The following is a 23,379-nucleotide window of genomic DNA, read 5'->3' as shown; positions in this document are numbered from 1 at the left end:
CTCAGTTGTGGATTAGTCTCACGGGTGAGACCTTCAGAGGCCACGCGACCAACCGTGGGCAGCCCAACTCTGGGCGTCTCACGATGTGGCCGAGCCTCGCATGAACGCCAGATCCTCCCCCCACCCATCCAGCTCATCCCCATGCCCAGCAGCACGAGCGTGTGGCTCCAGGTCGTTCAGCAGCCTCCGGACAGACGCTGGGGCCTCGGGGGAGACGGCGGAGGTGAGAAGGGGCAGCAGGTGGTCGTGGGCCCACAGCGGGTGGCTCAAGGGGTGCCGCCGCAACTCCCACGCCAGGTACTTGTTGTACGGCCGCACCCGCCCATGCAGCGCGAACACATACGTCAGGTAGTACGGAACCGCCTCGGAACCGTCCAGCAGCGCACCCAGGTCGTTGCCGTCCGTCCGCGTCCCGGCGCGGCGCGGCCAGGGCGCCGTCGGCGACGATCAGGTAGACGTCGTGGTCGGAGTGGGCGGTGGCGGCGCCCTCGCGGGCCTGGGAGCCACTGAGCACCACCCCGAGCACGTTCGGGTCGGCCTGGACCCGGGGCAGGAAGTCCTCGAAGGTCTCCGTCAGAGCTCCAGCCGGGCGGTCAGGTCCGCCTTGATGGCGGCCAGCCGGTCCTCGGCGTGAGCCCTGGCCTCGGCGGGGGTGCCCGTCACCGGGACGACGACCTCCAGGTAGCACTTCAGCTTGGGCTCGGTGCCGGACGGGCGGACCACCACGCGGGCGTCCCGCTCCAGGACGTACCGCAGGCCGTCGGTGGGCGGCAGGCCGCCGTCGCCGCGCGCCAGGTCGTCCAGCCGCTCCACGGCCAGGCCCCCGAGCTCCTGCGGCGGGGTGGCGCGCAGGCGGGTCATGGCGGCGTCGATGAGGGACAGGTCGGCCACCCGGAAGGCGAGTTGCGACGTCGCGTGCAGGCCGTAGCGGCGGGCCTGGTCGTCCAGCAGGTCCAGCAGCGTACGGCCGTCGCGCTTGGCCGCGGCGGCGATGCCGGCCACCGTCAGCGCCGCGCCGATCCCGTCCTTGTCCTTGACGGGCAGGCCCGCGTCCGAGCCGACGCTGTAGCCGATGGCCTCCTCGTAGCCGAACACCAGCCCCTCGCCCGCCTTCATGATCCACTTGAAGCCGGTCAGCGTCTCGCCGTACCGGACGCCGTGCGCCCGGGCGATCTTGCCGAGCAGGGTGGCGGAGACGATCGAGGTGGCGACCATGCGGTCGCCGGTGGTGTGCGTGATCACGTGCTCGGCCAGCAGGCCGCCGAGCTCGTCGCCGGTCAGCATGCGTACGCCGCCGCCCGGCAGCGGCACCCCCACCGCGCACCTGTCGGCGTCGGGGTCGTTGGCCAGCACCAGGTCCGACCCCAGCTTGGCGGCCAGGGCGGCGGCCAGATCCATCGCCCCCGGCTCCTCCGGGTTCGGGAAGGCCACCGTGGGGAAATCGGGGTCGGGGTTGCGCTGCTCCTCGACCGCCATCGGGCTCTCGAAGCCGGCGGCCAGGAAGGCGCCGGTGAGCGTGGCCGCGCCCACCCCATGGAGCGGGGTGTAGGCCACGCGCAGGTCGCGGGCGTCGCCCAGGGGCAGGGAGAGCACCGCGTCGATGTAGTCGTCGACGATGCCCTCGCCCAACTCGGTCAGGGTGCCCGGGGCGTTCAGCGGCAGTTCGTCCACGCGGCCCACCGCGTCGATGGCGGCCGAGATCTCGCTGTCGAGCGGCGGCACGATCTGCGACCCGTCGCTCCAGTAGACCTTGTAGCCGTTGTCGCGCGGCGGGTTGTGGCTGGCGGTGACCGTCACCCCGGCGTCGGCGTCCAGGTGGCGTACGGCGAAGGCCAGCACCGGCGTGGGCAGCGGGGCCGGCAGGAGCGAGGCGTGCAGGCCCGCGCCGGTCAGCACGGCCGCCGTGTCGCGGGCGAACACGTCGGACTTGTGCCTGGCGTCGTAGCCGATGACCACGTGCTTGCCGGGCCCGAGCACCGCGGCCAGGCCGGCGGCGGCACGCATGACGGTGACCCGGTTCATCCGGTTCGGCCCCGCGCCCAGCTCGCCGCGCAGGCCCGCCGTACCGAACTCCAGCTTGGCGCCGAAGCGGTCCTCCAGCGCGGCCAGATCCTCCGCCTCGATCAGCGCGGACAACTCGGTACGCGTGTCAGGGTCGGGATCCTGCGCCAGCCAGCGCCGGGCCTCCTCAACGAGGCTCACAGCCGGTCCACGATCTTGGCCAGCAGCTCGCCCATCCGCGCGGCGGTGGACCTGCCCACCTCCAGGACCTCCTCATGGTTGAGCGGCTCACCGGACAGGCCCGCCCCCGGGTTGGTGACCAGGGAGATGCCGAGCACCTCCAGATCCGCCTCGCGGGCGGCGATGGCCTCCAGCACCGTGGACATGCCCACCATGTCACCGCCCAGCGTGCGCAACATCCTGATCTCGGCGGGCGTCTCGTAGGTCGGGCCCCTGAAGGCCACGTAGACGCCCTCGGCCAGCGCCGGGTCCACCTCGCGGACCAGGTCGCGCAGGCGGCGCGAGTACACCTCGGTGAGGTCGATGAACGTGGTGCCGGTGATCGGGTTGGCGCCGGTCAGGTTGATGTGGTCGCTGATCAGGACCGGGTCGCCGACGTCCTGGGTCTCGGGCCGCAGGCCGCCGGCCGCGTTGGTGAGCACGATCGTGCCCACGCCCGCCGCCGCGGCCGTGCGAACGCCGTGCACGACCGCGTCCACGCCGAGGCCCTCGTACAGGTGCGTACGCCCGAGGAAGATCAGCACGTGCCGGCCCGCGGCCGTGCGCACGACGCGGATCTTGCCGCCGTGCCCGGCCACGGCGGGCGCGCGGAAGCCGGGCAGATCGGTGAACCCGATCTCCCGCACCGTCTCGCCGAGCGTGTCGGCGGCGGGCACCCACCCCGACCCCATGACGAGAGCCACGTCGAAGGTGTCGAGGCCGGCGGCTTCGCGCAGCGCCGCGGCGGCCTCACGGGCCAGGGTGTATGCGTTGTCGGTCACGGTTCAGTAGTTTAGGAGCAGCCTGTCCAGCACTCGCACCCCGAACTGCAGCGCGTCCACCGGCACCCGCTCGTCCACGCCGTGGAACATCGCGGCGAAGTCCATGTCGGCGGGCAGGCGCAGCGGCACGAAACCGAACCCGCGCACGCCCAGGTCGGCGAAGAAGGTCTTGTTGTCGGTGCCGCCCGACATGCAGTACGGGATCGCCCGCGCCGCCGGGTCCTCCTCCTTCAGCGCCGCGATCATCGAGTCCACCAGGGCCCCGTCGAACGTGGTCTCCAGCGCGATGTCGTGGTGCACGAACTCGCGCCGAACCTTCGGCCCGAGCAGCCCGTCCACGGTCTTGAAGAACTCCTCCTCGAACCCCGGCAGGAAGCGCCCGTCCACCACGGCCGTGGCCTGGCCGGGGATGACGTTCGACTTGTAGCCGGCGGCGAGCTGGGTCGGGTTGGTGGTGTTGCTCAGCGTCGCGCCGACGAAGCGCACCAGGGGGCCGATCTTGTCCAGGATCGGCTGGGGGTCGTTCTCGTCGAACGGGATCCCGAAGGAGTCGGCCACCTCGGTGAGGAAGCGGCGCACGGTGGGCGTGTACGTCAGGGGCCAGTCGTGCTCGCCGATCCTGGCCACCGCCCTGGCGACCTCGGTGACGGCGTTGTCGCCGTTCAGCATCGAGCCGTGCCCGGCCGTGCCGTCGGCGATCAGCTTCATCCAGGCCAGGCCCTTCTGGGCCGTCTCGATCAGGTAGAGCCGCAGCGACGGGTCCACCTCCAGCGAGTAGCCGCCGACCTCGCTGATCGCCTCGGTGACGCCCTCGAACAGCTCGGGATGGTTGGCGGTGAGGTACTTGGCGCCGTACACGCCGCCCGCCTCCTCGTCGGCCAGCCAGGCGAAGACGAGGTCGCGCTTCGGCCTGCGCCCGTCGCGCTTGAGCTGGCGCAGCACGGCCAGCATCATCGCGTCCATGTCCTTCATGTCCACCGCGCCGCGACCCCAGATGTAGCCGTCGCGCACCTCGCCGGCGAACGGGTCCACCGTCCAGTCGGCGGCGTTGGCCGGTACGACGTCCAGGTGGCCGTGGACGAGCAGCGCGGGCAGGGACGGGTCGGTGCCCTCGACCCGCGTGATCACGTTGCCGCGGCCCGGCTCGCTCTCGATGTAGGTGGAGTCGATGCCGACCTCGGCCAGCCTGGCCATGACGACCTCGGCCGCGGCCCGTTCACCGGGGCCGCTGCCGTCCCCGTAGTTGCTGCTGTCGACGCGGATGAGCTCCACGCACAGGTCGGCGACTTCTTGCTCGGCAGGGGTCATGGCGTCAGGGGTCGTGGCGTCAGGGGTCATGGCGTTGTCTCCCAATAGTGGTCCAATGTGAGCAGTCCGGACTTGTGGAGGTGCCCGCGCTTGTAGGCGCGGGTGATCAGGGTGAGGTCGACGTCGGTGATCTCGTCGTACCGGCCGACGACGCCGGTCATGAAACGGTAGAGGGCCGCCTCGTGCGCCGCCACCACCTGCACGATCAGGGAGTGTGTGCCCGTGGTGGCGGCGCAGTAACGGACGTTGGGGTGCGCGGCCAGTTGCTGGCCGACCAGGTCGAGGCCGTGGGGGCGGACCTTCAGCCAGAGCATGGCCTCGACCTCCAGGCCGAGCAGTGCGGGCTCCGCCTCGGCCCGGGGCAGGATCAGCCGCCGCTCGATGAGCGAGGTGACGCGCCTGCGCGCGGTCGGCACGGAGATGTCCAGCCGCTCGGCGACCGCCGTGAAGGCGATCCGGCCGTCGGCGGCGAGCAACTCGGCGATCTCCTGTTCCAGCGGCGACAGCCCCTCCTCATCAAGCGGGCTCTCATGTGGCGGGTGCGGGCTCAGTCCGGCCACCTCACGCTCGGTCAGGTACGGAGCGTGCCACTCGGCCACTGTCCTGAACGTGTGCAGCACGACCTGGGTCTGCGTCTGCAACACCCCGTCGATGTCGGAGACCTGCGAGGACAGGATGTGGTGCAGCTCCTCGCGCGAGGGGGACACCAGCTCGCAGCCGAGGTCGGCGGCGCCGGTCAGCGAGTAGACCGAGCGCGTGTCGGGCCGCTCGGCCAGCGCCTTGGCCACCTGCGCGGCCGTACCGGGGCGTACCTGGACGTGCAGGTGCATCGGCCGGCCGTGCCCGGTGCGCAGGTCGTCGTAGATGGCCGTGACCCGCACGATCCCCTCGGCGATCAGCCGCTGCAGCCGCCGCGCGACGGTGCGCTCGTGCTCACCCACGGCACGCCCGATCTCGCCCCACGAGGCGCGCGGGCTGACTTGCAGCGCGGCGACGAGCCGCCGGTCGAGAACGTCCACCTGCACCCGTTTCAGTGTCGGGATCGTAAATATTGCCCCGAATATTTGACTGTTTCGGTCTTCCGACTGCACAGTAAGCCATTACCGCTCTTGTCAGCAAAGGAGCCCTCGTGGCGACCTCCCCTGTTGCTCACTCCCCTCTCGGCATCCCCAAAAGCCGCGTCCGCCAGCTCATGGCGGCCAGCATCGGCAACGTGGTCGAGTGGTACGACTGGTACGCATATAGCGCTCTGGCGACATTCTTCTCCGTGCAGATCTTCCCGCCCAGCGCCGACGACCCGCTCCTGCCGCTGCTGAGCGCCTTCGGCATCTTCGCGGTGGGCTTCTTCATGCGCCCGCTCGGCGGTCTGCTGGTCGGCGCGTTCGCCGACAGGTACGGCCGCAAGTCCGCCATGACCTTCACCATCATCCTGATGGGCGTGGGCTCGCTGCTCGTCGGCCTGACCCCCACCTACGCGGCCGTAGGCGTGCTCGCGCCGATCATGCTCACCCTGGCCAGGCTCATCCAGGGCCTGTCGGTCGGCGGCGAGTTCGCCGCCGCGACCACCTTCCTCGTGGAGTCGGCCCCCAAGGGCCGCCGTGGCCTCTTCTCGAGTTTCCAGTACGTCAGCACCACCATCGGCCAGCTCATCGCCACCGGCATGGCGGCGCTGCTGGCCACGATGCTCATCCACGCCGACATGAACTCCTGGGGCTGGCGCATCCCGTTCTTCGTGGGCGCCGTGCTCAGCCTGGTGGGCCTGTGGATCCGCAAGGGCGCCGACGAGACCTCGGCCGTGGCGGAGGAGATCCAGCGAGGTGAGACGAAGCGGCCAGGGCTGTTCGAGTTCCTCAGGAGTTATCCGAGGTCGGCGGCCACGATCGTGGGCATCACGGTGGCCGGAACGGTCGCATACTACACCTGGACCACGTTCCTGCCCACGTACGCGAACATCACCGTGGGCTTCGACAAGGCGCAGGCGCTCCAGATCGGCACCATCTCGCTGCTGTTCTTCATGATCCTGCAGCCACTGGCCGGCATGTTGTCGGACCGGGTGGGGCGCAAGCCGCTGCTGATCGCGTTCGGGCTCGGGTTCCTCATCCTGCCGGTGCCGCTGCTCGGCATGCTCACCGACGCGTACTGGAGCCTGCTGGTCGTGCAGCTCATCGGCATGGTGTTCCTCAGCGGGTTCACCTCGATCTCGGCGGCGGTCAACTCCGAGCTGTTCCCGACCCGGGTGCGGGCGGCGGGGGCCGGCTTCCCGTACTCGCTGACCGTGGCGCTCTTCGGCGGCACCGCGCCGCTGATCGGCACCGCGCTGCAGGAGGCGAAGAACCCGGGGCTCTTCCCGTGGTACATGTCCGCGCTGGCGCTGGTCTCCACGCTCGTCTACATCTTCGTGCTCAGGGAGACCAAGGACCAGCCGCTGCGCTAACCGCCGTACGAGGTGCAGGGGCGTTCCCGCAACTCCTTGACGTAGTCGTCGGGGGCGCCCGCGCGCTCGGCCGCCTCGGCCAGGCTGCCCAGGTAGCGGGCCGAGGGCAGGCCGCCCTCGTAGCCGTCGAGCACGTAGAACCAGGCCACGACCTCGCCCTCCAGCGTCTGCACCCGCATCCGCACCTTGTGGTAGGCGCCGCGCACCGCGCCCTCCCACTGGTCGAGCGAGTTCTCCTCCCAGTCGGGCACGTCGTAGAGGACCACGAACACGTGCTCGTCGGGGTCCTCGACGATCGTGGCGACCGCGCCCTCCCACGCCAGGTCCATGCCCCCGAACGTCAGCCGCCAGCCGGGCAGCCAGCCCATGCCCCAGATGGGTGAGTGGGGGGCACGCATGGCCATCTGCTCCGGGTCCATGTTCGTGCCGTACGCGCCGTAGAGCTTGAGGTCACTCGGCTTCCCCGCACGATCCGAAGTCCATGCCACGATCCACCCCTCTCGCCGGGTGCCACAGTGTCATCAGCTACCCGCGCCATCCTGCCACGCTGAACCGCCGCGCCGGTCCATCGGATCGAGGAGGGGGCGGGTCGTGTCACATGCTCGCGCCGGTACGGCCGACGGCCCCGTTGTCACTTCGTCCGGGCGGTGCGGGACAATGGGACATGTGACGAGGATCGTGATCATCGGTGGCGGACCAGGCGGCTACGAGGCGGCGCTGGTGGCCGCCCAGCTAGGCGCGCAAGTCACGATGGTCGAACAGGACGGCCCAGGCGGAGCCTGCGTGCTGACCGACTGCGTGCCCTCCAAGACGCTGATCGCGACCTCCGTACGTAAGCAGGCCCTGCTCGACGCCCCCTCGCTGGGCGTGTCGTTCACCGGCGGGCCCGACGGTGACGCCGGTGTGGTCGGAGTGGACCTGCCGCTGGTCAACAAGCGGGTCAAGGAGCTGGCGCAGGCGCAGTCCGCCGACATCGCGACGCGGGTCGAGGCCGAGGGCGTGGAGATCATCAAGGCGCGCGGGCGGCTGGTGGATCCGCAGGTGGTCAGGGCAGGAGACCGTATGCTCCAGGCCGACGTGGTGCTGGTGGCCACCGGGGCGACGCCGCGCGTGTTGCCGGGCGCCGAGCCCGACGGGGAGCGCATTCTCACCTGGCGCCAGCTTTACGACCTTGAGGAACTGCCCGAGCATCTGATCGTGGTGGGTTCGGGGGTGACGGGGGCGGAGTTCGCCGGGGCCTACCGCTCGCTCGGTTCGGAGGTCACGCTGGTCTCCAGCCGCGACCGGATGATGCCCAACGAGGACGCCGACGGCGCCGAGGTGCTGGAAGAGGTCTACCGGCGGCGCGGGATGAACGTCATGGGCCGCTCCAGGGCCGCCTCCGTCAAGCGCACGCCCGACGGGGTGGTCGTCACGCTGGAGGACGGCCGCACGGCCGAGGGCTCGCACGCGCTGATGACCGTGGGCATGATCCCCAACACCTCCGGCATCGGCCTGGAGGAGGCCGGCGTCCAGCTCGACCGTGGCGGGTTCGTCAAGGTCGACAAGGTCTCCCGTACGTCGGCGCCCGGCGTGTACGCGGCCGGCGACTGCACGGGCGTGCTGATGCTGGCCTCCGTGGCCGCCATGCAGGGCCGGATCGCGGTGTGGCACGCCCTGGGCGAGGCCGTACAGCCGCTGCGGCTGGCCACCGTGGCCTCCAACATCTTCACCGACCCCGAGATCGCGGCGGTGGGCGTGGCCCAGCGCGCCATCGAGGCGGGCGAGATCGAGGCCAACGTGGTCAAACTGCCGCTGGCCACCAACGCGCGGGCCAAGATGCAGGGCTTCAACGACGGCTTCGTGAAACTGTTCTGCCGCCCGCACACCGGCATCGTCCTGGGCGGCGTCGTGGTGGCCCCCCGCTCCTCCGAACTCATCCTGGCCGTGTCGGTGGCGGTACAGCAACGACTGACCGTAGACCAGCTCGCCCACACCTTCGCGGTCTACCCGTCCCTTTCGGGCTCGATCACCGAGGCCGCCCGCCGTCTCATGCAGCCCGGGGTGTCGATCTAGCTCCTCAGCCGATCCGGCGGGTCGGCCTTAGCTTCTCAGCCGGTCCGGCGGACGGCTGCCCCGTCGGCGGGAGATGGAAGCCGCGTTCTGAAGCGGCTTCTGTTCGGCATGCGCCGGCCACACCCGCATCGCAGCCCTTTTCGATCACGGAGAAGTCGATCTCTCCGGTGGCGACCATCTCACGCATGCGGTCAATGGCCGCTCGCCTTCGCGGGCCTCGGTCTGTCATGACGGCGACTCTCTCACAACCCACACCGGCGGGAGGCCGGTTCCGCTCCCATGCGGCTTGGCGGTTCAACGGTTGACCTTTGTTGGTATGGACACCAAACTAAGTCACGAGTTGCCCCGGCCGTCCATAAGGAGCTTCCATGCCCTATCGCCCGCCGCTGGTCGCGCACGAGTACTTCGTCGCCGACCCGCCCGAACTGCCGGTGCGCGTACCCGGTGAGGGTGGTCTGTCGGCGATCACCTCCGCCGAGCTGGTCGCGGCCGATGCCGCCGAGGTGATGCTGAAGGCGGTCACCTCGGCGGAGGAGACGCTCGTCGTGCAGGTGGGCGTGGCCGGCGAGGGCGTGATCAGGGTCCGGCTGTCGGAGGACGCGACGGCCAGGCCGCGTTCGGAGGGGGCCATCTCGCTGGTGTCGCCCCGGGCGTACCAGGGGGCGCGGGCCGAGGTCGGGACCGACGGGACGATCGTGATCGACGCGGGCTCGTTGCGGGCCGAGATCGCTCTTGCGCCGTGGCACCTGCGTTTCACCGATCCCGCAGGGACGACGCTGGTCGAGCAGGACCGGGGGCACACCGACATCAGCGGCCGGCTGCGTACGCTGCCGTTCGGCCGTTCAAGCGCGGGCGGTACGCCCGTGGCCTATCACGAGAGCTTCACCGCCGCCCCCGACGAGGCGTTCTCCGGCTTCGGCGAGTCCTTCACCCGGCTGGACAAGCGCGGCCAGCGGCCGGTCATGTGGAACTTCGACGCCTTCGGGGCCGAGTCGCAGCGCGCCTACAAGAACGTTCCGCTGTACCTGTCGAGCAGGGGTTACGGCGTGCTGGTCGACAGCGGCGCGCCCACGGAGTTCGACGTGTGCCAGTCCACGCACAGCGTCGTGCAGATCGTGGTGCCCGACGACGTGATGGACTACTACGTGATCGCCGGGCCGACGCCGTCGGAGGTCCTGGACCGTTACGACCTGCTGACCTGCCGCCCCTCGCTGCCGCCCAAGTGGGCGTTCGGCACGTGGATCTCCTCCGGGTTCTGCGTGGACAACCAGGAGCGGGTGCTGGCCAGGGCGCGCACGATCAGGGAGCGCGGCATCCCGTGCGACGTGCTGCACCTGGACACCTACTGGCAGGCCGACGGGCACTGGTCGGAGATGCGCTGGGACCCCGCCAACTTCCCCGATCCGGACGCCATGCTGGCCGAGCTGGCGGGGATGGGCTTCAAGGTCTGCCTGTGGATGAATCCGTATATTTCCCACCTTAGCCCGACCTTCCGCGAAGCCTCCGAAGCCGGATATTTCCTGAAAAATCAGGCGGGGCAGGTGTACGTCGCCGACTGCTGGCACGGGTCGTTCCCGGCCTGCGGGATCGTCGACTTCACCAACCCGGCGGCCGTCGAGTGGTTCAAGGGGCTGCTGCGCCCGCTGCTGCGGCAGGGCGTGGCCGTCTTCAAGACCGACTTCGCCGAGGGCGTGCCCGCCGACGCCGTGGCCTGCAACGGCATGTCCGGCGCCGACCTGCACAACGTCTACACCCTGCTGTTCAACGACGCCGTGGCCGAGGTCACCCGCGAGGCGCACGGGCACAACCTGGTCTGGGCGCGCTCGTCGTACCTGGGAGGACAGCGCCACAGCGCCCAGTGGGGCGGCGACACCTACACCAGCTACCCGGCCATGGGCAGCACGATCAGGGGCGGGCTCGCGCACGGCCTGTCGGGGGTGCCGTTCTGGAGCCACGACGCCGGCGGCTTCACCGGACGCCCGTCCGACGACCTGTACGTGCGCTGGACCCAGTTCGGCGCGCTGTCCCCGCTGCTGCGCCTGCACGGCACCACCACCCGCGAGCCGTGGGAGTTCCCCGAGGTCGAGGAGCAGGCCGTGGCGGCGCTCAAGCTGCGCTACCGGCTGATGCCCTACATCTACTCGGCGGCCGTGGAGGCCGCGCGCACCGGCGCGCCGATGATGCGCGCCATGTGCGTGGACTTCCCCGACGACCCGGTGGCCTGGCAGGCCGACCTGCAGTACCTGCTCGGCCGCGACCTGCTCGTGGCCCCCATGACCGCGCCCGAGGGCACCCGGCAGGTGTACCTGCCGCGCGGCCGCTGGGTGGACTACTGGACGGCCGAAGTGCTCGAAGGCTCCCGTTACGTCACGGTCGCCAAGCCGCTCGACCAGATCCCCCTCTTCGTACGGCACGGCGCGCTCATCCCCGTCGCGCGGCAACACGACACGGTGGACGTACCGGCCGAGATCACTCTCGTCGCCTTCGGGGGCGGCGACGGGACAGCGGAAATCCACGATGCGGACGGCGTCACGATCGCCGTCGCCACCAGGGACGGCGCGGAACTGCGCGTCGCCGTCACCGGCCCGAAGCGCGTCACCGGAGTCGAGATCGCCCCGGTGACCGGAGCTCCCACGCGGGCCGTCATTCTGTAACACCGTTCACTGGACTCGGTGATTCTCAGTGATTCACTCATTGCTGAATGAAGGTCCCCGTCTTGCCCGGTCGCCCGGTGCGGGGTTGACGCTTCACGGCCACCAGCCCCGCCGGGCGGGGTCTTACGGTCGGCTCCACGTCCGTTTTCCGTCTCCGGGCCACTCCCGGGGACGCATTGAACAAGGGACGCAAGATCATGCATCGTGTTGCGATCACGATCGATCACAGCTCGCAGGTGAGCGTGCGTGCCGACAGGGGCGGCTTGTCTATCGCCGCCCCGCATTGCGTGGCTCACGGTGCGGGCTCGGCCGGGGGCGGGATCGAGTGCGTGCCGGTTTAGCTGAAGGACTCGCATCATCACCCCTTGCCCTTCCCTTGCTAACACTTGGTGCATAGAACGCTACCGCATGTAGCACAAGTCGAGCGGTTGAAAGCCCCCTGGAGGGATCATGGTGAAGTTGAGAGGCGCGGCGGTGCTGGCCGCCGCCGCGCTCGCCCTGTCGGCCTGCGGCTCCGGCGGAGGCGCAGAGCCCAGCCCGGGCGGCACCGAGCCGCGCGTGCTGAAGTTGTGGCACTACGAGACGGCCGACAGCGCCATGGGCAAGGCGTGGGCCGAGGCGATCAAGAAGTTCGAGGCGTCGCACCCGAACGTGACCGTCAAGTTCGAGGAGAAGGGCTTCGAACAGATCCAGAAGACGGCCAGCATGGTGCTGAACTCCAATGAGGCGCCCGACATCATGGAGTACAACAAGGGCAACGCCACCGCCGGGCTGCTGTCCAAGCAGGGGCTGCTCGCCGACCTGAGCGAGGAGACGACCAAGCGGGGCTGGGACAAGCTGCTGCCCGGCGGCCTGCAGACCACCGCCAAGTACGACGACCGGGGCGTCATGGGCGCCGGCAAGTGGTTCGGCATCCCCAACTACGGCGAATTCGTCATGGTCTATTACAACAAGGAGCTGTTCGACAAGCACAAGGTCGAGGTGCCGGCCACGTTCGAGGAGCTCACGGCCGCGATGGACACCTTCGTCAAGGCCGGCGTGACGCCCCTGGCGAACGCCGGCGCCGAGTACCCGGCGCAGCAGATCTTCTACCAGCTCGCGCTCACCAAGGCGCAGAAGCCGTGGCTGGAGGCGTTCCAGTCCTACAAGGGCAAGGTCGACTTCAAGGGCCCCGAGTTCACCTACGGCGCCGACACCTTCACCGACTGGGTGAAGAAGGGCTACATCGACAAGAACTCCTCGGGGCTCAAGGCCGAGGACATGGGCGTGGCGTTCATGAACGGCAAGTTCCCCATGCTGATCAGCGGAAGCTGGTGGTACGGCCGCTTCGCCTCCGAGATCAAGGACTTCGAGTGGGGCCACTTCCTGTTCCCCGGCGCCACCATGTCGCCCGGTTCCAGCGGCAACCTCTGGGTCGTGCCCGAGAAGTCGGAGAACAAGGACCTGGCCTACGACTTCATCGACATCACGATGAGCAAGGACATCCAGAACCTGCTCGGCAACTCCGGCGGCGTACCCGTGGCGGCCGACCCGGCCGCGATCACCGACGCCAAGAGCAAGGAGCTCATCGAGTCCTTCAACAAGCTCACCGCCGCCGACGGCCTGGCCTTCTACCCCGACTGGCCGGCGCCGGGCTACTACGACGTGCTGGTGGCCGGGGTCCAGGAGCTCATCAACGGCAGCAAGACCTCCGCCCAGGTGCTGGAGGAGATCGCCAAGCCGTACGAGGACAACCTCGCAGACATCGGTAACTAGATGAGAGTTCGCACGAGGGGATACTGGCTCTACCTGATCCCCAGCCTGCTGTTGTTCCTGGCCGTCATCGTCGTGCCGTTCCTGATGAACGTCGGCGTGAGCTTCACCCGCTGGTCCGGGGTGGGCACGCCCAGGTGGATCGGCTTCGACAACTACACCAGGCTGCTGGAGGACGAGCGGTTCTGGGAGTCCTTCCAGCACAACGTGGGCCTGATCGTGGCCATGGCCGTCGTGCCGACCGCGATCGGGCTGGTGCTGGCGGCGGCTCTGTTCGACTACATCGGCAAACGTTTCGGCACCCGTACGGCCTCGGCGCTGCGCGCGATGTACTACCTGCCGCAGGTCCTGCCCGTGGCGGTGGCCGGTGTGGTGTGGGGCTGGATGTTGCACCCGTCGTACGGCGCCGTCAACCAGATCTTCGGCCTGGACCTCGACTGGCTCGGCGACCCCGACCTGGCCCTGGCCACGGTCATGGGGGTGATGGTCTGGTTCCAGCTCGGCTACCCGGTCGTGATCTTCATGGCCGGGTTGCAGCGCGTGGACCCGTCCTACTACGAGGCCGCCGAGATCGACGGGGCCTCGTGGTGGCGCAAGTTCTGGCACATCACGATCCCGCAGATCCGGCCGGAGATCTTCGTGGTGCTGCTGACGTGCACGATCGCCGCGCTGAAGGTGTTCGGGCCGATCTTCGTGCTGACCCGCGGAGGGCCCGGGAACGCGACCATGGTGCCGTCGTACTTCTCGTATCTGAACTTCTTCCAGAAGAGCAACGTCGGGTACGGCTCCGCGATCGCCACGGTGCTGGCGCTGATCATCGTCGTGGTGACGTTCCTCTTCCTGCGTGTCCAGGAGCGTGAGTCATGAGGGGCCCGGGACGCTGGGCGGTGTTGTTCGCGCTCGTCGTGCTGGCCGTGGTGATGATCTTCCCGTTCCTGATCGTGGCGATGAACGCGATCAAGTCGCCGGCCGAGTACAGCTCGCAGGGGCCGCTGAGCCTGCCCGACGGGCTCTACCTCCAGGGGATCATCGACTTCTGGAACCGGGTCCAGTTCGGCACCAAGCTCTGGAACAGCCTGCTCATCAGCGCGTCGGTGTCGGTGCTGGCGGTCGTGTTGTCGGTGCTCAACGCGTACGCGCTGGGGATCGGCAGGGTGAAGGGCCGGTTGTGGATCCTGGTGTTGTTCCTGGTGGCCAACACGCTGCCGCAGGAGGCGCTGGCCTATCCGCTGTACTACCTGGCCAAGGCCGTGGACCTGTACGACACCCAGCTCGCGGTGATCATCGTGATGACCGCGATCCAGGCGGCGTTCGGCACGTACCTGCTGAGCGCGGTGCTGGGCCAGTTCCCGAAGGAGATCCTGGAGGCGGCGGCGATCGACGGGGCGGGGCGGCTGCGCCAGCTCTGGCGGATCGTGGTGCCGATCAGCCGGCCCACGCTCAACGTGTTGCTGATCTTCTTCTTCATCTGGACCTGGAACGAGTTCTTCCTTCCGCTGATCTTCCTGATCTCGAACGACACCCAGACGGTGCCCGTCGCGCTCGGTGTGCTGCAGGGGCAGAGGTACATGGACGCCACCATGTCCAGCGCCTCGGCCCTGCTCGGCATCGTGCCGGCGGTCGCCTTCTTCCTGATCTTCCAGCGCACGCTGACCCGAGGTGTGACGGTCGGCGCCATCAAGTGATGGAGACCTCCTAAGATGCGAAAAATCCCGTTATTAGCCACCCTTCTGCTGGGCGCCTCGCTGCTTGCCGCGCCCGCTCAGGCTGCCGAGACCTATCCGTTCCAGAACCCGGCCCTGCCCCTGGACCAGCGGGTCAACGACCTGCTCGGCCGGCTCACGCTGGATGAGAAGCTGGGCCTGCTGCACCAGTCGCAGCCGGCCATCCCGCGCCTGGGCATCGCCTACCACAAGAACGGCACCGAGGCCCTGCACGGCGTCGCCTGGTCCAACCACCTCAACGACAACTGGAACCAGAAGTTCGCGAGCGGCACCGTGTTCCCGCAGGCCGTGGGCCTGGCCAGCACCTGGGACCCGGAGCTGATCAAGAAGGTCGGCTCGGCCGTCGGCGACGAGGCGCGCGGCTACAACGCCACCGACCCCGTGTTGTGGGGGCTGCAGGTGTGGGCGCCCGTGGTGGACCTGCTGCGCGATCCCCGCGCGGGCCGCAATGAGGAGGGCTACTCCGAGGACCCGCTGCTGACCGGCGCCATCTCCACGGCGTACGGCAAGGGGTTGCAGGGTGAGGACCCGTTCTACCTGAAGACCGCGCCCGTGCTGAAGCACTACCTGGCCTACAACAACGAGACCAACCGCAGCCTGACCTCCTCCAACCTGACGCCCAAGCTCAAGCACGAGTACTACGAGCCGGCGTTCAAGTCGGCGATCTCGGCCGACGCGGCGACCGGGGTGATGGCGTCGTACAACCTGGTCAACGGGCGGCCGAACCACGTCAACCCGGACCTGAACGACGCCGTGCGGTCGTGGACCGACAAGACGCTCTACAACCCGAGCGACGCGTGGGGGCCGCACGCGCTCACCGACCTGGAGCGCTACTACGACAACAAGCCCGAGGCGTTCGCCGCCGTGCTGGAGGCCGGGCTCGACAGCTTCACGATCGACAACAGCGACATCAGCGTGATGGTCACCAACCTCAAGGCCGCGCTCGACCAGGGCCGGCTCACCGTGGCGGACGTGGACAAGTCGGTACGCAGCGTGTTGTCGATCCGTACCCGGCTGGGGCACTTCGACCCGGACGGCGGGCCGTACAAGAAGATCACCGCCGATGTGATCAACAGCGCGGCGAACAAGCGGCTCAACCGCGACACCGCCGGGAAGGCGGCGGTGCTGCTGCGGAACTCCGGCGTGTTGCCGCTGGCCAAGCCCAAGTCGGCGGCCGTGGTCGGGCCGCTGTCGGACAAGCTCTACCGGGACTGGTACTCCGGGCAGCTGCCGTACCAGGTGACGCCGCTGGACGGGATCAAGGAGCGGGTGCCCGGCGTCACCACCGGTGAGGGGCTGGAGCGGATCGCGCTCAAGCACCTGGACTCCGGCAAGTACATCACCGCCACCGGTACCGGCGCCGACGACAACGCGACGCTCACCGACACCGCGCCCACCGCGGCCTCGCAGTGGAACCTGACCGACTGGACCGGCGGCGTCTCCACGCTGCGCAACGCGGGCAACGGCAGGCTGCTGGGCGGCGACTGGCGCTCGCTCGACACCGACGACGCCGAGCCCGACGGCTGGTACGTCTCCCAGCAGTTCGCCCTGGAGCGGCAGTCCGACGGCGCCTATCTGCTGAGGTACGCCGGTTACGAGACCGTCGAGAGCTGGTTCGCCCTGCCCGACGCGTACGTGGGCGTCACCGCCGAAGGCACGCTCGGCCTGGTGCCCAAGGCGCAGGCGGCCAAGTTCGGCAAGGAGGTCGTCTCCGACGGCGTCGCCGAGGCAGCCGCGCAGGCCGCCAAGGCCGAGGTCGCGGTCGTCGTGGTCGGCAGCCACCCGTTCGTGGCCGGGCGCGAGTTCCACGACCGCGAGAACCTGCGGCTCGGGGCGGGTCAGCAGCGGCTGATCGAGGCCGTGCGCAAGGCCAACCCCCGCACGGTGGTGGTCCTGGAGACCAGCTACCCGGTCATCGTGGACGCGCCGACGCTGCTGTGGACCACGCACGCGGGCGCGGAGACCGGCCACGCCATCGCCGACGTGCTGTTCGGCCAGGTCAACCCGGGCGGCCGGCTCACCCAGACCTGGCCGGCCAGTGACGATCTGCCGAGCCTGCTGGACTACGACCTGGTCAAGACCGGGATGACGTACCTGTACGGCAAGGACAAGCCGCTCTACGCCTTCGGCCACGGCCTGAGCTACACCACCTTCGGCTACCAGGGCCTGCGCGTGCAGGGTGACCGGGTGAGCGTGAAGGTCACCAACACCGGCAAGGTCAGGGGCGACGAGGTCGTCCAGCTCTACACCCACCAGCGCGAGTCCCGCTTCGAGCAGCCGGTCAAGCAGCTGCGCGGCTTCCAGCGGGTCACGCTGAACCCGGGCGAGTCGCGCACGGTGAGCTTCCCCCTTCGCAAGGCGGACCTGGCCGTCTGGGACCACACCCGGAGCAAGTGGGTCGTGGAGAGCGCCACCCACGACGTGCTCGTCGGCGCGGCCTCCGACCGGATCAGGCAGAGCACGACGCTGCGCGTGTCCGGCGAGCGGGTCCCCGTGCGCGACCTGGCCGGGACCACCCGGGCGATGGACTTCGACGACTACTCGGGCGTCGCCTTCGCCGACGAGAGCAAGGCGGGCGGCGAGGTCGTCGAGGGCTCGGCGGGCGACTGGCTGTCCTTCACCGGCGCCTCCTGGGGCTCCCGCCTGACGGCCGCCGTGTCGTCGGTGGGCGGCGGCTCGTTCGAGGTGCGGCGCGGCTCCCCGACCGGCGCGCTGCTCGCGACCGTGCAGGTGCCCGCCACCGGCGGGATCTACCAGTACGCCACCGTGAACGCGACGGCCAAGGCGGGCACCGGCAGCCTTTACCTGGTCTTCAAGGGCGACCTGCGGATCAAGGACTTCCGGCTGGCGCGTTGACTCTATCTGGATAGCTGTGTTATCTAGTTCTTAGGTAGTGCAGCTATCCAATGGAGTGTTCATGACTGTGGTCGTTCTGCTGGTCGCCACCCTGGCGTTCCGGCTGCTCGGAATGTTCGGCGTGCGCCGGTTCGGCACGTGGCGGGTGAGTGCGGCTCACGGGCTCGCGGTCATGCTGGTCATGACCGCGAGTGCCCACTTCGTGCCGGGCGATGTGACGTTCATGCCGAACTATGAGGACATGGTGGAGATGGTTCCGCCCTTTGTGCCGTTCGCCGGCTTCGTGGTGTACCTGACGGGCGTGCTGGAGTTGGCCGGAGCCGTCGGGCTGGTGCTGGAGCGCACCCGCAGGGCCGCGGGGCTCTGCCTGGCGCTGCTCTTCGTGCTCATGCTCCCGGCGAACGTGTACGCCGCCATGGCCGACCTCACGCTGGCCTCGCCCCTCTGGCAGCGCATCCCGGAGCAGGTCCTGTACATAGCGATCGCCGTCTGGGCTGCGGGTTTCCTGGGTGCCACCCGCTCCGATCGGGAGCTAGTCCACCAGCCTTAATTCGTTGTGCGTCCAAACTATTGACCACTGTCGCGGGCGTGTGTGAGCCTTCTGTGTGAAAGCTCATGCGCGAAGGCGCGGCGACGGTCAGGGTCGGTGCATTCTGCTCGTGCATGGCGGTGTTCTGACGCCTTTGGGGCGCCTTCCGGCGTGCCTGGAAAGGAAGAGCCGCGCATGCGAAGAAGATTATTCGTCATGCTCACGATCGCCGCCGTCCTGCTGGTGGCGGCGGTCGTGCGGATGTCGCCGGTATCGGCGGTGGCCTCGGATCCGTACGCGTACAAGAACGTGCGGATCGACGGCGGGGGATTCGTCCCCGGCATCATCTTCAACCAGACCGAGCGCAACCTCATCTACGCCCGCACCGACATCGGCGGCGCGTACCGGTGGAACCAGTCCACCAAGTCCTGGACCCCCCTGCTCGACTGGGTGGGCTGGGACAAGTGGGGCTACAACGGCGTGCTCAGCATGGCCACCGACCCCGTGCAGACCAATCGGGTGTACGCGGCCGTCGGCATGTACACGAACTCCTGGGACCCCAACAACGGGGCCATCCTGCGCTCGACGGACAAGGGCGACACCTGGCAGGTCACGGCGCTGCCGTTCAAGGTGGGCGGCAACATGCCGGGCCGCGGTATGGGCGAGGCACTGTCGGTCGACCCGAACGACAACCGCATCCTCTACTTCGGCGCACCCAACGGCAACGGCCTGTGGCGCAGCACCGACTACGGCGCTACCTGGTCGAAGGTGGCGAGCTTCCCCAACCCCGGCAACTACGCCCAGGACCCCAGCGACCCCAACGGCTACCTGAGCCACCGTCCCGGCGTGGTGTGGGTGACCTACGACAAGCGCACCGGCACCGCCGGCACCTCCACCAAGACCATCTACGTGGGCGTCGCCGACAAGGAGAACACGGTCTACCGCACCACCGACGGCGGCGCCACCTGGTCGCGGCTGGCCGGGCAGCCCACCGGCTACATCGCGCACAAGGGCGTGCTGGACACCGTCAACGGCTACCTCTACCTGGCCACCAGCGACACGGGCGGGCCGTACGACGGGGCCAAGGGCGACGTGTGGCGCTACGCCACCGCGACCGGCACCTGGACCCAGATCAGCCCCGTACCGTCCTCCAGCGCCGACGACTACTTCGGCTACAGCGGCCTGACCATCGACCGCCAGGACCCGTCCACGATCATGGTGGCCACGCAGATCTCGTGGTGGCCGGACGTCATCTTCTTCCGCTCCACCGACTCCGGCGCGACCTGGACCCGCGTGTGGGACTTCACCTCCTACCCCAACCGCAGCTTCCGCTACACGATGAACGTGAGCGAGAACCCGTGGCTGACCTTCGGCACCAACCCGCAGCCGCCCGAGGTCACCCCCAAGCTCGGCTGGATGACCGAGTCGCTGGAGATCGACCCGTTCGACTCCAACAGGATGATGTACGGCACCGGCGCCACGATCTACGGCACCGAGAACCTGACTCAATGGGACGCGGGCAGCCAGTTCACGATCAGGCCGATGGCCAAGGGCCTGGAGGAGACCGCCGTTCTCGACCTGATCAGCCCGCCCAGCGGCGCGCCCCTGGTCAGCGGCCTGGGTGACATCGCCGGCTTCCGGCACACCAATCTGGACGCCGTACCGTCGATGATGTTCACCCAGCCCAACTTCACCTCCACCACCAGCCTCGACTACGCCGAGAAGTCGCCGTCCATCATGGTCAGGGCGGGCAACTTCACCGACGCCGACCGCCCGAACGACAGCCACGTGGCCTTCTCCACCGACGGCGGCGCGAACTGGTTCCAGGGCAGCGAGCCCGGCGGCGTCAACGAGGGCGGCACGGTCGCCGCGGCGGCCGACGGCTCCCGCTTCGTCTGGGCCCCCAAGGGCGTCACCCCCGTCTACTCCGTCGGCTACGGCAACTCCTGGCAGACCGCCTCCGGCCTGCCCACCGACGCGATCGTCGAGTCGGACCGGGTCAACCCGCAGAAGTTCTACGGCCTCAGCGGCGGCCGCCTCTACCTCAGCACGAACGGCGGCGCCACCTTCACCGCCACCGCGGCGACCGGCCTGCCGGCCACCGGCAAGTTCAAGGCCGTGCCCGGCGTCGAGGGCGACCTGTGGGTCGCGGGCGAGGGCGGCATGTGGCGTTCCACCAACAGCGGCGCCTCCTTCACCAAGCTGTCCGGGATCACGAAGTCCGTGAACGTCGGCTTCGGCAAGGCGGCGCCGGGCGGCAACTACATGGCGGTCTACGCGGTCGCCACGATCGACGGCATCACCGGCCTCTACCGCTCCGACAACGGCGGCTCGGCCTGGGTGCGCATCAACGACGACAAGCACCAGTGGGGGAACATGGGCGAGGCGCTGACCGGCGACCCGCGCGTGTACGGCCGCGTCTACCTGGGCACCAACGGCCGCGGCATCATCTACGGCGACCGCACCGGCCCACCCGTCACGGTCACCCCCACCGTGACCCCGACCGTCACCCCCACCGTGACCCCGACCGTCACCCCCACGGTCACCCCCACCGTGACCCCCACCGTGACCCCCACTGCGGGCACCGGTTGCCAGGCCACCTACAAGCCGGGCAACTCCTGGCCCGGCGGCTTCCAGGCCGAGGTCTCGGTCAAGAACTCCGGCACCTCCTCGATCACCGGCTGGAAGGTGACCTGGACCTGGCCCGGTGACCAGAAGATCACCACAATCTGGAGCGCCACCCAGACACAGACCGGCACGAACGTGACCGCCGTCAACGTCGGCTACAACGGCAACCTGGCCGCCGGCGCCACGACGTCGTTCGGCTTCAACGGCAGCTACACCGGCACCAACACCCCACCCGCCACCCTCACCTGCACCCCGGCGTAAGAGGCTTGGGGGAGCGCGCTGCCCGCGGCTGGGAGCTCCGGGCAGCGCCTCTCCCGGGTGATTGCGGGTAGCTGCCCGTACATGCACACACTGGTCAAGAGCCTGATCGCGGGCGCGGCAGGAACCAGCGCCCTCAACATAGCCACATATCTCGACATGGCCATCCGGGCACGCGGCGCCAGCAGCACCCCGCAGCAGGCCGTGGAGAAACTGACCGGCCTGACGGACGTGAGCCTCGGGGAGGGCGAGCAGGCGGAGCACCGCAAGGAGGCGCTGGGCTCACTCCTCGGCTACGCCACGGGCGCGGGCGCGGCCCTCTGCTACGGCCTGCTGTCTTCGGGCCGGCACCCGTCGTGGCCCGTGGGAGTGTCGGCGCTGACGGCACTCGCCATGACCGGCTCCAACGCCCCACTGACCGCCCTCGGGGTCACGAACCCGCGCGAATGGCCGCCTTCGTCATGGGTCTCGGACGTCATTCCACACCTGGCGTACGGGATCACGGCGTATGTCGCCTACGAGCTGCTCCGGCCTTGACACGGGACCCTGGTGGGCGAAGCGTGACGCACACACACGCCTCACCCCGGGAGGCCGGCTGCCATGGCCGTACACGAGATTCGCGTCAACCCCACCCTCCCTCTCCACGACGAACCCGGCACCGGCCACAACCGCTGGCACCCGGACATCCCGCCCATCGTCCGCTGCGAGCCGGGCGACGAGGTGATCCTGCAGACCAGGGACGCCTTCGACGGCCAGATGGGCCCGAACGCCACCCTCAAGACCGTCGAAGCCCCCGACCTCGACGTCGTCCACCCGCTCACCGGCCCCGTCCATGTGGACGGCGCCCAGCCCGGCGACCTGCTGGAGATCGAGATCCTGGAGGTCGTGCCGGACGACTACGGCTACACCGTCCAGGTGCCCGGCTTCGGTTTCCTGCGCGACGTCTTCCCCGAGCCGTTCATCGTCCGCTGGCGGCTCGCGGACGGCTGGGCCGTCTCCGACGACCTCCCGGGCGTACGCATCCCCGCGGCCCCCTTCATGGGCACGATCGGCCTGTCACCCGGCCACGCCTCGCTGGCCAGGATCGCGGCCCGGGAACAGGCGGCCCTGGAACGCGGCGGCTTCGTCCTGCCACCATCCCCCGGCGGCGCGGTCCCCGCCACGGCCGGCACCACCGGCCTGCGCACGATCCCTCCCCGCGAACAGGCCGGCAACGTGGACATCAAGCAACTCGGCGCGGGCACCCACCTGTACGTGCCGGTGGACACCCCGGGCGCACTGTTCTCGGCCGGCGACGCCCACTTCGCGCAGGGCGACTGCGAGGCATGCGGCACGGCGATCGAGATGAACGCGACCCTGCGGGTCCGCTTCACCCTCCACCCCGGCGAGGCGGCGGCCAAGCGCATCAGAGGCCCCCGGTTCGCCCGCTCGGACTACTGGGTGGCCCCGCAGTACGCGGCCCCGCGCAGCTTCTACGCCACGACCGGAATGTCGGTGAGCAGGGACGGAGAGGTCGCGGCCGAGAACGCCACACTGGCCGCCCGCAACGCCCTGCTGGAGATGATCGACCACCTGGGGGAGCGGGGGTGGAGCGCGCAGCAGGCGTACACAATCTGCAGCGTCGCGGTGGACCTCAAGCTGAGCCAACTCGTGGACGTGCCCAGCTTCCTGGTCTCGGCCTTCCTCCCGGAGGACATCTTCACGGACTGAGACACGGCATGGGAGCACCGCCGGGATCCCAGGCACGCAGAAACTCCTCCTGGAGCGAGACGTCGACCAGCTCGATCCGCAGGCCGATGGCGGGCATGCGGTGGTAGGCCCACGGGCGACCGTACGGACGGGCGTCGAAGTCCAGCGCGTACCCCTGCTCGACGAGCCGCCGCGAGCACGCCCCGATCCCGTCCGCCCAGAACCCGAGATGATCGCAACGCGCCTCGGGCCCCGGCTCCCACGGACTGCCCTGGGGCGCCTCGATCAGCTCGGTGTAGAGCGGGCCGTGTCGCGAGAACACGATGCGGTAGTCCCAGTCACCGAGCCTGCCTTCGCGCACGGGGTTCCACTCGGTGCCCGCGGCTCGCGTGAGGTCCCGCATGGCCCACTCGATGTCGGGAACGACAAAGCCCACGTGGTACGGAGCAGCCGCCGGAATACCGATGTTCGCTGAGCTCATCGATCAAGG

Annotated in this window: 19 protein-coding genes; 11 read left to right on the top strand and 8 right to left on the bottom strand. The window is 69.3% G+C overall.

The window, feature by feature from the left end; translation table 11 throughout:
- Positions 1–78 precede the first annotated feature (78 nt).
- From AB0I81_RS28325 to AB0I81_RS28305, 5 genes are all read right to left on the bottom strand, one after another.
- Positions 79–339, bottom strand: coding sequence for a hypothetical protein (locus AB0I81_RS28325; protein WP_360662487.1), 261 nt, complete (start codon positions 337–339; stop codon positions 79–81).
- A gap of 234 nt (positions 340–573) precedes the next feature.
- Positions 574–2,202: a phospho-sugar mutase gene (locus AB0I81_RS28320; protein WP_360662484.1), complete on the bottom strand. Its 1,629-nt coding sequence runs from the start codon at positions 2,200–2,202 to the stop codon at positions 574–576.
- Entirely contained in the window at positions 2,199–3,002 is an 804-nt protein-coding gene (locus AB0I81_RS28315; RefSeq protein ID WP_360662481.1) for a purine-nucleoside phosphorylase, read from the bottom strand. Before AB0I81_RS28315 ends, AB0I81_RS28320 begins: the two co-directional genes overlap by 4 nt.
- A gap of 3 nt (positions 3,003–3,005) precedes the next feature.
- A complete protein-coding gene (locus tag AB0I81_RS28310) occupies positions 3,006–4,340 on the bottom strand; it encodes a M20/M25/M40 family metallo-hydrolase (RefSeq protein WP_360662478.1) in 1,335 nt (444 codons plus the stop codon).
- Complete coding sequence (locus AB0I81_RS28305) at positions 4,337–5,335, bottom strand: Lrp/AsnC family transcriptional regulator (RefSeq protein ID WP_360662475.1); 999 nt, start codon at positions 5,333–5,335, stop codon at positions 4,337–4,339. Before AB0I81_RS28305 ends, AB0I81_RS28310 begins: the two co-directional genes overlap by 4 nt.
- 104 nt (positions 5,336–5,439) lie before the next feature.
- Here AB0I81_RS28305 and AB0I81_RS28300 point away from each other — a divergent pair, with 104 nt between their 5' ends.
- Complete coding sequence (locus AB0I81_RS28300) at positions 5,440–6,744, top strand: MFS transporter (protein WP_360662473.1); 1,305 nt, start codon at positions 5,440–5,442, stop codon at positions 6,742–6,744.
- Here the strand turns inward: AB0I81_RS28300 and AB0I81_RS28295 are convergent.
- Entirely contained in the window at positions 6,741–7,232 is a 492-nt protein-coding gene (locus tag AB0I81_RS28295) for a gamma-glutamylcyclotransferase (protein ID WP_360662470.1), read from the bottom strand. The genes AB0I81_RS28300 and AB0I81_RS28295 overlap by 4 nt on opposite strands.
- Positions 7,233–7,410: 178 nt before the next feature.
- Between AB0I81_RS28295 and AB0I81_RS28290 the strand changes: the two genes are divergently transcribed.
- Positions 7,411–8,799: an NAD(P)H-quinone dehydrogenase gene (locus tag AB0I81_RS28290; protein ID WP_360662467.1), complete on the top strand. Its 1,389-nt coding sequence runs from the start codon at positions 7,411–7,413 to the stop codon at positions 8,797–8,799.
- 4 nt (positions 8,800–8,803) lie between these two features.
- Here AB0I81_RS28290 and AB0I81_RS28285 read toward each other — a convergent pair whose 3' ends face one another.
- On the bottom strand, positions 8,804–8,986 hold the full coding sequence (locus AB0I81_RS28285) for a hypothetical protein (RefSeq protein ID WP_360662464.1): 183 nt from the start codon (positions 8,984–8,986) through the stop codon (positions 8,804–8,806).
- A gap of 181 nt (positions 8,987–9,167) precedes the next feature.
- Between AB0I81_RS28285 and AB0I81_RS28280 the strand changes: the two genes are divergently transcribed.
- The 9 genes from AB0I81_RS28280 to AB0I81_RS28240 all read left to right on the top strand — a co-directional run bounded on the left by AB0I81_RS28280 (position 9,168) and on the right by AB0I81_RS28240 (position 22,910).
- On the top strand, positions 9,168–11,453 hold the full coding sequence (locus tag AB0I81_RS28280) for a TIM-barrel domain-containing protein (RefSeq protein WP_360662461.1): 2,286 nt from the start codon (positions 9,168–9,170) through the stop codon (positions 11,451–11,453).
- Positions 11,454–11,903: 450 nt separating this feature from the next.
- Positions 11,904–13,208, top strand: a complete 1,305-nt coding sequence (locus AB0I81_RS28275; RefSeq protein ID WP_360662458.1) for an extracellular solute-binding protein — start codon at positions 11,904–11,906, stop codon at positions 13,206–13,208.
- Positions 13,209–14,072: a sugar ABC transporter permease gene (locus AB0I81_RS28270; protein WP_360662455.1), complete on the top strand. Its 864-nt coding sequence runs from the start codon at positions 13,209–13,211 to the stop codon at positions 14,070–14,072.
- Positions 14,069–14,890, top strand: a complete 822-nt coding sequence (locus AB0I81_RS28265; RefSeq protein ID WP_360662452.1) for a carbohydrate ABC transporter permease — start codon at positions 14,069–14,071, stop codon at positions 14,888–14,890. Before AB0I81_RS28270 ends, AB0I81_RS28265 begins: the two co-directional genes overlap by 4 nt.
- A 15-nt stretch (positions 14,891–14,905) precedes the next feature.
- A complete protein-coding gene (locus AB0I81_RS28260; RefSeq protein ID WP_360662449.1) occupies positions 14,906–17,785 on the top strand; it encodes a glycoside hydrolase family 3 C-terminal domain-containing protein in 2,880 nt (959 codons plus the stop codon).
- 61 nt (positions 17,786–17,846) lie between these two features.
- Positions 17,847–18,335, top strand: coding sequence for a hypothetical protein (locus AB0I81_RS28255; RefSeq protein ID WP_360662447.1), 489 nt, complete (start codon positions 17,847–17,849; stop codon positions 18,333–18,335).
- Between the two features lie 174 nt (positions 18,336–18,509).
- Positions 18,510–21,203, top strand: coding sequence for a cellulose binding domain-containing protein (locus AB0I81_RS28250; RefSeq protein ID WP_360662445.1), 2,694 nt, complete (start codon positions 18,510–18,512; stop codon positions 21,201–21,203).
- A gap of 81 nt (positions 21,204–21,284) precedes the next feature.
- Positions 21,285–21,737: a hypothetical protein gene (locus tag AB0I81_RS28245; RefSeq protein WP_360662442.1), complete on the top strand. Its 453-nt coding sequence runs from the start codon at positions 21,285–21,287 to the stop codon at positions 21,735–21,737.
- A gap of 63 nt (positions 21,738–21,800) precedes the next feature.
- Positions 21,801–22,910, top strand: coding sequence for an acetamidase/formamidase family protein (locus AB0I81_RS28240; protein ID WP_360662439.1), 1,110 nt, complete (start codon positions 21,801–21,803; stop codon positions 22,908–22,910).
- Here the strand turns inward: AB0I81_RS28240 and AB0I81_RS28235 are convergent.
- The gene (locus AB0I81_RS28235; protein ID WP_360662437.1) at positions 22,900–23,370 is read right to left on the bottom strand and encodes a VOC family protein; all 471 of its coding nucleotides are present in this window, start codon (positions 23,368–23,370) and stop codon (positions 22,900–22,902) included. The genes AB0I81_RS28240 and AB0I81_RS28235 overlap by 11 nt on opposite strands.
- Between the last annotated feature and the right edge of the window lie 9 nt (positions 23,371–23,379).

Source organism: Nonomuraea sp. NPDC050404 (assembly GCF_040655495.1).
Taxonomy (GTDB): domain Bacteria; phylum Actinomycetota; class Actinomycetes; order Streptosporangiales; family Streptosporangiaceae; genus Nonomuraea.
Note: the sequence above shows the minus strand (reverse complement) of the source record. Positions and strands in the feature narration are given on the sequence as shown.